This window comes from Pseudomonas sp. PS01303 (genome assembly GCF_029959385.1).
GTDB classification, from domain to species: domain Bacteria; phylum Pseudomonadota; class Gammaproteobacteria; order Pseudomonadales; family Pseudomonadaceae; genus Aquipseudomonas; species Aquipseudomonas rustica.
This window is the reverse complement of the sequence record NZ_JASCPK010000059.1, coordinates 21,963-33,306: the sequence shown is the minus strand read 5'-3', so window position 1 is coordinate 33,306 and position 11,344 is coordinate 21,963. Positions and strand designations below refer to the sequence as shown.

The 11,344-nt window shown below is 59.4% G+C and carries 9 protein-coding genes; 7 read left to right on the top strand and 2 right to left on the bottom strand.

Annotation, left to right across the window (positions count from 1 at the left end):
* The first annotated feature begins 190 nt into the window (after positions 1-190).
* The 7 genes from prmA (at position 191) to QMX93_RS16995 (ending at position 9,909) form a co-directional block, all read left to right on the top strand.
* Positions 191-1,069 carry a 50S ribosomal protein L11 methyltransferase gene (prmA, locus tag QMX93_RS17025; protein WP_053116905.1) on the top strand — a complete coding sequence of 293 codons (879 nt, stop codon included), beginning with the start codon at positions 191-193 and terminating at the stop codon, positions 1,067-1,069.
* A gap of 30 nt (positions 1,070-1,099) precedes the next feature.
* A complete protein-coding gene (locus QMX93_RS17020; RefSeq protein WP_282357231.1) occupies positions 1,100-2,386 on the top strand; it encodes a DUF3426 domain-containing protein in 1,287 nt (428 codons plus the stop codon).
* 185 nt (positions 2,387-2,571) lie between these two features.
* Complete coding sequence (gene dusB, locus QMX93_RS17015) at positions 2,572-3,582, top strand: tRNA dihydrouridine synthase DusB (RefSeq protein WP_053116903.1); 1,011 nt, start codon at positions 2,572-2,574, stop codon at positions 3,580-3,582.
* Positions 3,579-3,899, top strand: a complete 321-nt coding sequence (gene fis / locus QMX93_RS17010; RefSeq protein ID WP_003221275.1) for a DNA-binding transcriptional regulator Fis — start codon at positions 3,579-3,581, stop codon at positions 3,897-3,899. The genes dusB and fis overlap by 4 nt, the downstream gene beginning before the upstream one ends.
* An 83-nt stretch (positions 3,900-3,982) precedes the next feature.
* Positions 3,983-5,590, top strand: coding sequence for a bifunctional phosphoribosylaminoimidazolecarboxamide formyltransferase/IMP cyclohydrolase (gene purH / locus QMX93_RS17005; protein WP_053116902.1), 1,608 nt, complete (start codon positions 3,983-3,985; stop codon positions 5,588-5,590).
* Positions 5,591-5,739: 149 nt separating this feature from the next.
* Entirely contained in the window at positions 5,740-7,035 is a 1,296-nt protein-coding gene (gene purD, locus QMX93_RS17000; protein ID WP_282357227.1) for a phosphoribosylamine--glycine ligase, read from the top strand.
* 99 nt (positions 7,036-7,134) lie between these two features.
* On the top strand, positions 7,135-9,909 hold the full coding sequence (locus QMX93_RS16995; RefSeq protein WP_282357226.1) for a hybrid sensor histidine kinase/response regulator: 2,775 nt from the start codon (positions 7,135-7,137) through the stop codon (positions 9,907-9,909).
* A gap of 22 nt (positions 9,910-9,931) precedes the next feature.
* Here QMX93_RS16995 and QMX93_RS16990 read toward each other — a convergent pair whose 3' ends face one another.
* Both QMX93_RS16990 and QMX93_RS16985 read right to left on the bottom strand, forming a co-directional pair.
* A complete protein-coding gene (locus QMX93_RS16990) occupies positions 9,932-10,573 on the bottom strand; it encodes a hypothetical protein (protein ID WP_282357224.1) in 642 nt (213 codons plus the stop codon).
* A complete protein-coding gene (locus QMX93_RS16985) occupies positions 10,570-11,289 on the bottom strand; it encodes a hypothetical protein (protein WP_282357222.1) in 720 nt (239 codons plus the stop codon). The genes QMX93_RS16990 and QMX93_RS16985 overlap by 4 nt, the downstream gene beginning before the upstream one ends.
* Between the last annotated feature and the right edge of the window lie 55 nt (positions 11,290-11,344).

The window sequence follows — 11,344 nt, the reverse complement described above, 5'->3', positions numbered from 1 at the left end:
CGCCTGCGCGCGATGCGGCCGGCACAATCAGCATTTATGTTGACGGCAACATCGCCATCGCGAGCAGGCTCACTCCTACAAGGGATTGGCGCTACAAATCCAGCTCCCACAAACCGCCTGCGCTCGCGTAAACTTGCGCGCTTCTCGCCGGCCGCTAGGCTGCAATCAATATTTTTCAAAGGTGCCCGCCATGCCTTGGCTGCAAGTACGTCTCGCCATCAGCCCGGAACAAGCCGAAACCTACGAAGACGCTTTCCTTGAAGTGGGCGCCGTGTCGGTGACCTTCATGGACGCTGAAGATCAGCCGATCTTCGAACCGGAACTCAATACCACCCCGCTGTGGGCGCACACTCATCTGCTGGCGCTGTTTGAGGGCGGCACGGAACCGGCACCGGTTCTGGCCCATCTCGAACTGCTGACCGGCAGCCCGCTGCCCGAGCATCACAGCGAAGTCATCGAAGATCAGGATTGGGAACGCAGCTGGATGGACGGTTTTGAGCCGATGCGTTTCGGTCAGCGTCTGTGGATTGTGCCGAGCTGGCACGCCGCGCCGGAGCCTGATGCGGTCAACCTGCTGCTCGATCCGGGTTTGGCCTTCGGCACTGGCACCCACCCGACCACCGCGCTGTGCCTGGAATGGCTCGACGGTCAGGATCTGAAAGACTGCAACGTGCTCGATTTCGGTTGCGGTTCGGGGATTCTGGCCATTGCCGCCCTGTTGCTCGGCGCGAAAGAAGCGGTCGGCACCGACATCGATGTGCAGGCGCTGGAAGCATCGCGCGACAACGCCGGGCGCAACAACATCGCTGATGAACTGTTCCCGCTGTACCTGCCGGAAGATCTGCCGCAGGTGCAAGCCGATGTGCTGGTCGCCAATATTCTCGCCGGCCCGCTGGTTTCGCTGGCGCCGCAACTGTCCAGCCTGGTGAAATCCGGTGGCCGTCTGGCGTTGTCGGGCATTCTTGCCGAGCAAGGTGATGAAGTCGCCGCCGCTTACGCGCAGGATTTCGACCTCGACCCGATCGCCAATCGCGATGGCTGGGTGCGCATCACCGGCCGTCGGCGCTAATATGACCGCCTGCACAATCCGGATCGCCGCATGACCGACAGTTTCGTCACCCAGTGCCCGCATTGCCAAACCAGTTTCCGTGTCAGCCATGCTCAATTGAGCGTGGCCCGCGGGGTGGTTCGCTGCGGCTCCTGCCTGCAAGTGTTCAACGCGGCCAAACAGCTGCTGGAGCAACACGCCGGCAAGGACGCGGTGACGCCGGTCGCGCCATCGATTGTCGAGCCTGCGCCGATTGTCGAGGCCGCGCCCGTTATCGAGCCGCCGCCTATCATCGAGCCGCCCGCACCGCGCGCCATCAGCCAAAAACAGTGGAGCGCGTCCGAGCTTGATCTCGACAGCCTCGATCTGGACGAAGAACTCGCTCGCCTCGAACAACGGGAAATCCAGCCGACCACCGAATTCGGTCGTCAACGCGAAGATTCCCTGAGTGCTCGCCGCGACAGCCCTGAGCCGGATGAAACGGTCTGGCGCGATACTCTTTTCAGCGAACGCGCCGATGAGCACGCCGCCGAACACGAAGAGCACGAAGAACACGAGCCAGAAGTTGTCGACATCGAGCCGGTGAAATCCGCGCGCACCGAGCCTTCATTGTCGCTGGAACCGGTGGATCTCGACGACGAGCCGGCCATCCCGCAATTGCGCCTGCACGACCCGATCGATCCGAACGCCCGTCGCGAACGTTTCTCCGCCAGCGACGACAGCGAAAACGACGACCTGCCAACGATCACCCCGTTACGCAAAAAGCGTGACCGCGCAGACCCCGGCGTGCGCGCCGAAGTCCTGCAGGATCTGACCGACGACCCGCTGCAACTCGACTGGCAGAAGCGCCGTTCGCCGTGGGGCCGGCGCATGCTTTGGCTGTTGTTAGTGCTGCTGGCGGCGGGCGGACTCGGCGCGCAGTACGTTGCTTACCATTTCGACGAACTGGCGCGGCAGGATCAATACCGACCATGGTTCCAGGAGATCTGCCCGCAGATCGGCTGCACCGTGCCGTCGAAAGTCGACATCGCCCGCATTAAAAGCAGCAATCTGGTGGTGCGCAGCCATCCGGAGTTCAGCGGTGCCTTGGTGGTCGACGCGATCATCTATAACCGCGCGACATTCTCGCAGCCGTTTCCGCTGCTGGAGCTGCGTTTCGCCGACCTCAACGGTCACTTGATTGCCAGTCGTCGGTTCAAACCCGGCGAATACCTGAGCGGCGATCTCGAAGGATTGGCCGAAATGCCACCACAGACGCCGATCCACATTGCGCTGGATATTCTCGATCCAGGCCCGAAAGCGGTGAATTACAGCCTGAGTTTTCACTCGCCCGAGTGAATCGCTTCACCGTTTCTCGATTGACGGCAGTTTTCTGACTGAGCGGCGGGCAACCAAACCGCTGGCAATAACAGAATAACTGTTCAGATTTTGTTCAATTCAGCCTTTATCCAGTCATCGAGAGCGGGTATCATGCCAACCCTTTTTCGAACTCTCATGATCCGGCCCCACTTCAGGGAAGTCCTATGTCGGCGGTACGCATCGGCCCATACATATTGCAGAACGGCTTGATTCTCGCCCCGATGGCGGGCGTCACCGATCAGCCCTTTCGTCAGCTGTGCAAGCGTTTGGGCGCAGGGCTTGTAGTCTCGGAAATGGTCACCAGCGACATGAGCTTGTGGAACACCCGCAAGTCGCGCATGCGCATGATCCACGAAGGCGATCCCGAGCCACGCTCGGTACAGATTGCCGGTGGCGATGCGCAGATGCTGGCGGATGCAGCCCGGGCCAACGTTGAGCTGGGCGCACAGATTATTGATATCAACATGGGTTGCCCGGCAAAGAAGGTCTGCAACAAGGCCGCCGGTTCCGCGCTGTTGAAAGATGAAGCACTGGTGACCGAGATCCTGCAGGCCGTTGTGGCTGCGGTTGATGTGCCGGTCACCCTGAAGATCCGCACCGGTTGGGATCGCGACAACAAGAACGGTCTGACCGTGGCGAAGATCGCCGAGCAGGCCGGGATCACCGCGCTGGCAGTGCATGGCCGCACTCGCGCCGATCTGTACAAAGGTGAAGCCGAATACGACACGATTGCCGCGATCAAGCAGGCGGTGTCGATTCCGGTGTTTGCCAATGGCGACATCGATTCGCCGGAGAAGGCCCGTTACGTCCTCGACGCGACCGGTGCCGATGGCCTGTTGGTAGGCCGCGCCGCCCAAGGGCGGCCATGGATTTTTCGCGAGATCGATCATTACCTGCGCACGGGCGAGAAATTGCCGGCGCCGCAACTGATCGAAGTGGAACACATACTGCTAGAGCATCTGGCCGCACTTCACGCTTTCTATGGGGATGTGATGGGCGTGCGCATTGCGCGCAAGCATGTGGGCTGGTATCTCGCAACCTTGCCGGGCGCCAAGGAGTTTCGCGCCCACTTCAATCGTTTGGATGGTACGGAAACACAATGCGCCAATGTTCGGGAGTTCTTCGCCGAGCATTACAAGAGCCTGACAGGGGACGAAGAAGGGGTGGCCGCATGACGATGATGACCGAGACTTTAGTGAGTGGAACAGCACCCGTGAGCGACAACGTGAATTTGAAACAGCACCTCAATACCCCGAGCGAAGAAGGTCAGACCCTTCGCGGGAGTGTCGAGAAGGCGCTGCACAATTATTTCGCCCACCTTGAGGGCGCGTCCGTCACGGATGTGTACAACCTGGTGCTCTCCGAAGTCGAGGCGCCCCTGCTCGAAAGCGTGATGAACTACGTCAAGGGCAACCAGACCAAGGCCAGCGAGCTGCTCGGTCTCAACCGAGGCACGCTGCGCAAGAAACTCAAGCAGTACGATCTGCTGTAAGCATTCAATCAAACCAGAAAGGCGCCCGCGTAAAAAACGGTCGCCTTTTTTGCTGACTTCCTTTGCTTTTGATGGAAATTGAGATGACCGACCAGACTACCCGCCTGCCGATCCGCCGCGCCTTGATCAGCGTTTCCGACAAGACCGGGATCCTCGAATTCGCCAAGGAGCTTGAAGCTCTGGGCGTCGAGATCCTCTCCACCGGCGGAACGTTCAAGCTGCTGCGCGACAACGGTGTTGCCGCAGTGGAAGTCGCGGATTACACCGGTTTCGCCGAGATGATGGACGGTCGGGTGAAAACCCTGCACCCGAAAATCCACGGCGGCATCCTCGGTCGTCGCGGTATCGATGACGCGATCATGAATGAGCACGGCATCAAGCCGATCGATCTGGTTGCCGTCAACCTCTACCCGTTCGAAGCCACCATCAACAAGCCAGGTTGCGACCTGCCGACCGCGATCGAAAACATCGATATCGGCGGCCCGACCATGGTGCGTTCGGCAGCGAAAAATCACAAAGACGTGGCGATCGTGGTGAATGCCAGCGATTACGCCAGCGTGCTGGAAGGCCTCAAGGCCGGCGGCCTGACCTACGCTCAGCGCTTCGATCTGATGCTCAAAGCCTTCGAACACACCGCTGCCTACGACGGCATGATCGCCAACTACATGGGCACCGTGAATCAGGCCGCTGAAACCCTGAGCACCGAAGGCCGCAGCGAATTCCCGCGCACCTTCAACAGCCAGTTCATCAAGGCCCAGGAAATGCGCTACGGCGAGAACCCGCACCAAAGCGCGGCGTTCTATGTTGAAGCCAAGCCTGCCGAAGTCGGCATCGCCACTGCGACCCAACTGCAAGGCAAAGAGCTGTCGTACAACAACGTGGCCGACACCGACGCCGCGCTGGAATGCGTGAAGAGCTTCGTCAAGCCAGCCTGCGTCATCGTCAAGCACGCCAACCCGTGCGGCGTGGCCGTGAGCCCGGACGCTGAAGGCGGCATCCGTCAGGCCTACGAACTGGCTTACGCCACCGACACCGAGTCGGCGTTCGGCGGCATCATCGCCTTCAACCGTGAACTGGATGCCGAGACCGCCAAAGCGATCGTCGAGCGTCAGTTCGTTGAAGTGATCATCGCCCCAAGCGTCAGCGAAGAAGCCCGCGCGATTGTTGCGGCGAAAGCTAACGTGCGCCTGCTGGCCTGCGGCGAGTGGTCGGCTGACCGCGCTGCAGCGTGGGACTACAAGCGCGTCAACGGCGGCCTGCTGGTACAGAGCCGCGACATCGGCATGATCAGCGCTGATGACCTGAAAGTCGTGACCAAACGTGCGCCGACCGAACAGGAAATCCATGACCTGATCTTCGCCTGGAAAGTTGCCAAATACGTTAAATCCAACGCCATCGTCTACGCCAAGAACCGTCAGACCATCGGTGTCGGCGCGGGCCAGATGAGCCGCGTAAACTCGGCGCGTATCGCTGCGATCAAGGCTGAGCACGCCGGTCTGCAAGTCGCCGGTTCGGTGATGGCCTCGGACGCGTTCTTCCCGTTCCGCGACGGTCTGGATAACGCAGCCAAAGTCGGTATCACTGCGGTGATCCAGCCGGGTGGCTCGATGCGTGATGCTGAAGTGATTGCCGCCGCTGACGAAGCCGGCATCGCTATGGTCTTCACCGGCATGCGCCACTTCCGTCACTGATTATTGCTTGATCGTACCCACGCTCTGCGTGGGCACGCAGCCCGGGACGCTCCGCGTCCCTCGGACGCAGAGCGTCCGTAGAGGCATTCCCACGCAGAGCGTGGGAACGATCAGCCCCCACAGAATTAGCGTCATCCGAGGTTTTTGAAATGAATGTTTTGATCATTGGCAGCGGTGGCCGTGAACACGCTCTGGCCTGGAAAGTGGCTCAGGATCCGCGCGTGCAGAAGGTTTTTGTTGCACCGGGCAACGCTGGCACCGCCATTGAAGCCAAGTGCGAGAACGTCGCCATCGACGTGCTGGCCCTTGAGCAACTGGCCGACTTCGCCGAGAAAAACGTTTCGCTGACTATCGTCGGCCCGGAAGTGCCGCTGGTGGCTGGCGTCGTTGACCTGTTCCGCGCCCGTGGTCTGGATTGCTTCGGCCCGACTGCCGGCGCTGCACAGCTGGAAGGCTCGAAAGCCTTCACCAAAGACTTCCTCGCCCGTCACAAGATCCCGACGGCCGACTACCAGAATTTCACCGAGATCGAGCCGGCCCTGGCTTATCTGCGTGAAAAAGGCGCACCGATCGTGATCAAGGCCGATGGCCTGGCCGCCGGTAAAGGCGTGATCGTCGCCATGACCCTGGCCGAAGCCGAAGACGCCGTGCGCGACATGCTCGCCGGCAACGCTTTCGGTGACGCCGGTTCGCGCGTGGTGATCGAAGAATTCCTCGACGGCGAAGAAGCGTCGTTCATCGTCATGGTCGACGGCAAAAACGTGCTGCCGATGGCCACCAGCCAGGATCACAAACGTGTGGGCGACGGCGACAGCGGCCCGAACACGGGCGGCATGGGTGCTTACTCCCCTGCCCCGGTGGTCACCGCCGACGTGCACAAACGCGTGATGGATCTGGTGATCTGGCCGACCGTGCGCGGCATGGCTGAGGAAGGCAACGTCTACACCGGTTTCCTTTATGCCGGTCTGATGATCGACAAGGCCGGTAACCCGAAAGTCATCGAGTTCAACTGCCGCTTCGGCGACCCGGAAACCCAACCGGTGATGCTGCGCCTGCAATCGAGCCTGGTGCTGTTGGTCGAAGCCGCGCTGGCGCAAGCGCTGGACAAGGTTGAAGCACAGTGGGATCCACGCCCGAGCGTCGGCATCGTGCTGGCCGCTGGCGGCTACCCGGGCGACTACGCCAAGGGCGCGGCGATCAACGGTCTCGACGCAGCGGCGAAGCTGGAAGGCAAAGTCTTCCACGCCGGTACTGCGCTGAAGGATGGCCAGGTTGTCACCGCCGGTGGTCGCGTACTCTGCGCCACCGCAATGGGCGCAAGCGTCGGTGAAGCGCAGCAGCAAGCGTACAAGCTGGCAGCGGCCATCGACTGGGACGGCAGCTTCTACCGCAAGGACATTGGCTACCGCGCCATTGCCCGTGAACGTGGCGAAACCCAGGAATAAGCTGTTCATCAAGACCGGCGAGGGATACCGTTCCTCGCCGGGCTGTTCCGCCGCGGCGCATCGTTATATTCTGGCATCAACCTACGAAGGGATTTCGCCGTGCGCTGGCTCAGGATTGCCATAAGCTTCACCGTCACGATGCTGACCTTGCTCTGCATGCTTCCGGCCCAGGCCGCACAAGGCAGTGGCTGGTCGATATTGCTCGACGATCAGGGCAATCTGCAACTGAGCGACATCCGCTCCGCTCGCTACACCAATCAATTCAGCCCCATCGACCTTGAGCGCCTCACCGCGTCCGAGCCCGATGGTGCACTGTGGCTGCGCTTCAGACTGGCGCCGGGCAAGCACGAACAAGTGCTGCGCATCTTTGCCCCCGACCTGTCGCAGCTCAATCTGTACGTGCTCGACGGCGACCAGTTGATCGAGCAACGCAACACCGGCACCGAGCAACCGCAGGCCGAACGACCGTTGCCCAGCAGCGACTTCATGCTCGCCCTGCCGCAAAGCGACAAACCCCTCGACGTTTATTTACGGATGGTCTCCGACCATCAATTGCGTCCGCACATCACCCTGCAATCGGCCGTGATGAGCGCGGCCAATCAAAACCATTCGCTGATTTTCGGTTTGCTGTTCGGCTGCCTCGCCATGCTCCTGCTGCATAACGTGGTGCGTTACAGCTATTCGCGTTCACGCAGCAGCTTGTGGCTGGCGGTTTGCGAAGGTCTGCTGGGCCTGAGCCTGTTGCTCCTGCTCAATCTGCTCGGGCCCTGGCTGCCGAACTGGCACGCGATCCAGACACCGGGCGCTTATCTGGCGCTGCTACTGACCGCCCCCGCCGGTTTGATGTTTGCTTATCGCTTCTTCGGCCCACTCGGCCCGCACCCGCTGAACAAGCTGCTGATGGCCGACATCCTGTTCATTGTCATCTGCAGCCTGCTGCTGTTGTTCGTCAATACACTGCCGCTGAACATCATCACCTACGCATTGGTGGCACTCGCCGGTCTGAGCATGTTGTTCGTCGGCGTCTATCACTGGCAAAAAGGTTATCGCCCGGCGCGTCTGTTCGTGGCGGCCATGGTGGTGTTCAACATCGGCACGCTGATTATTTTGCCGGCGCTGCTGGGGCTGACACTGGTGTCGCCGCAAGGCTTGATCATGACGCTGATGGCGTTCATCTGCGTCAGCGGTCTGTTGATGAGCGTCGCCCTCGGCGAGCGTCAGCGCAGCATCACCGAAAGCCGTTTCAGCGTCAGCCGCGACCTCGCCGCGAGCAACGCCGAGATCAACGCCAAAGCCGAATTCCTCGCCAAGATCAGCCACGAAATCCGCACGCCGATGAACGGTGTGCTGGGCATGACTGAACTGCTGCTCGGCACGCCGCTGTCGGTCAAGCAACGTGACTACGTGCAGACCATCCACAGCGCTGGCAACGAACTGCTGACGTTGATCAACGAGATTCTCGACATCTCCAAACTCGAGTCGGGGCAGATCGAACTGGACGATGTGCAGTTCGACCTCAATGCGTTGATCGACGATTGCCTGAGCATCTACCGCGCCAAGGCCGAACAGCAGAACGTCGAGCTGATCAGTTTCATCCAGCCGCAAGTGCCGCGCGTCATCAGTGGCGATCCGACGCGCCTGCGCCAGACCTTGCTCAGCCTGCTGGAAAACGCCCTGAAGAAAACCGAAGAAGGCGAAGTGCTGATCGTCGTCGCCCTCGACGAGCGCAGCACCAAACCGCGTCTGCGCATCGCCGTGCAGGACAGCGGCGCGCCGATGGAGCAGGAAGAACGCGATGCGCTGATGCACGCCGAACTGCACAGCAAACACTTCCTCTCGGCGAATCGTCTGGGCGGCAATCTCGGGCTGGTCATCGCGCGGCAACTGATTCGTTTGATGCAGGGTGAGTTCGGCATCAAGAGCGGCGCCACGCAGGGCAGCACGTTGTGGCTGACTTTGCCGCTGGATCCGGATCGTCTCGAACACCCGACCTCCGATCTCGACAGTCCGCTGCAAGGCGCGCGCGTATTGGTGGTCGACGACAACGACACCTGCCGCAAAGTGCTGGTGCAGCAATGCAGCGCCTGGGGCTTGAATGTCAGCGCCGTGCCGTCGGGCAAGGAAGCGCTGGCCCTGCTGCGCACCAAAGCGCATCTGCGCGATTATTTCGATGTGGTGTTGCTCGATCAGAACATGCCCGGCATGACCGGCATGCAGCTCGCGGCGAAGATCAAGGAAGACCCGAGCCTCAATCACGACATTCTGCTGATCATGCTCACCGGCATCAGCAACGCGCCGAGCAAGATCATTGCGCGCAACTCGGGGATCAAACGCATTCTGGCCAAACCGGTGGCCGGCTACACCCTCAAGACCACGCTGGCGGACGAACTCAACCAGCGCAACAAAGGTCAGGTGGTGTTCCAGCCGCAAGTGGTCACCGCCGCCACGGCAGCGAAAGTGCCAAGCGATTTCCGCATCCTCGTCGCCGAAGACAACACGATCTCGACCAAAGTAATTCGCGGCATGCTCGGCAAGCTCAACCTGCAACCGGACACTGCCAGCAACGGCGAAGAAGCCCTGCAAGCGATGAAGGCGCAGCGTTACGATCTGGTGTTGATGGACTGCGAAATGCCGATTCTCGATGGCTTCTCAGCGACCCAGCAGTTACGCGCCTGGGAAGTCAGCAATCAGCGCATCCGCACGCCAATCGTTGCCCTGACCGCGCACATTCTTGCCGAACACAAAGAACGCGCGCGTCAGGCCGGCATGGACGGGCACATGTCCAAACCGGTGGAATTGTCGCAGTTGCGCGAGTTGATCGAGCATTGGGTGGCTGAGCGTGATCAGCAGAATCGGACGGCCTCGACTTTTTAAGTAACGCTTGGCGCCGGCGCTTTCAGATTTCCAGCTCACTCAGATACTTCACTGATTGAGAGAGCACCGAGCGCTTCACTTTCTCTCGGAACTGAGCGTAATACAGGGTATTGAACGTGATCATCGTCAGTTGCTCATTCCCTCCCTCCTCAAGCGACGCGTTTTTGACAAACAGAAATCGAGAGATCTTTTTCAACATCGAAAACTTACGGTTATAGATCGCCATATCAACCTTGTGTGCGCCGTTCATCACGCAAGGAATCATCTGAAAGTAACCGACGTCAGCCGAGAGGCTCGTGGATTCGAACAGACTGAGTGCCGATGCGTTATGTTCCAGATCGGCCAAGGCCCGGCTAATGGGCAACGCGAACTTTTCACCTAGCGCGGATCTGATCCGTTCTGTCGCCTTACTGCCCATCGATGCCGACGGTGCGGGATTAAACGTTTGAGGTTTAGGTACATCCCAGCCCAGGAAACGGAGTTGATTACAGTAAAAGGCAAACCAGTCACCCGACAATCCATCTGCCTCTGCAGCACGTGTGGCCATTTGCGCAAACGCAGTGCACATGTAGACGTCTTCCCGATGGGACGCAGGCAGTCCGCTGGCGAATGACACAATGCTACCGCCTACTACCGCGGCAGGAGGTGAGATCAAATCCGTCATGGCTGCTTCTCCTCTGTGAGCCCAGGCTCATCATTCATATCAAACGTTGCAACGTTTTCGGCAATCCGTTCTTTGACTTTTAAAGCCACTTCATCGCGCACAAAGCCATACGATACTTGCGATAGATTTGCTCGGGCATAACGCAGCGTGACCGGGCCTTGTATGTCCTCCCCGCTATAGAGTTGTGCCAGCGGATTGAGGCTCAACGCCTGATGGGTTTTCAGCTCCACAAAGACACTGGCAAACGTCGTTGGCGATTGCGCCATCAACACCAGCAGATGTACATTTTCCGCCGGTGCAGGAACTGGCATTACTTGTGCTCCGGACACTTTTTTCATTTGCGTTCGTAGCAAGTTAATCGCCGGATGGGTAGCCGGTACATTAACCAATCGAGTCAACACTCTATCAATGGCTTGCCCTGCTGCAGGACTCGCTTTAGAAATCGTTGGCACTATCCAATCAACAAACGACTCATGACTGTCCGCATCAATCCGCCAATCTTCTCTGCCTTTTATATCCCGCGGCCAAAAGTCATCCAAAAATTGCATATAACAGTCATACCAAGGTGTGCTTTGGTCTTTTTCCATCTGCTTATTGGCGACCAATTGTGCGAACAACAGGCTGTTGACCAGATCGTCATACGCTGTCTGGTCTTGTGTTGCAGGCACAACCAATATCGCTGCCCCGACAATTAATATTGAATATTCACAATCCATATCAATTTCTCTTCAGAATAAGGACAGTCGACATCCGACTGCCCTTATTGATCAT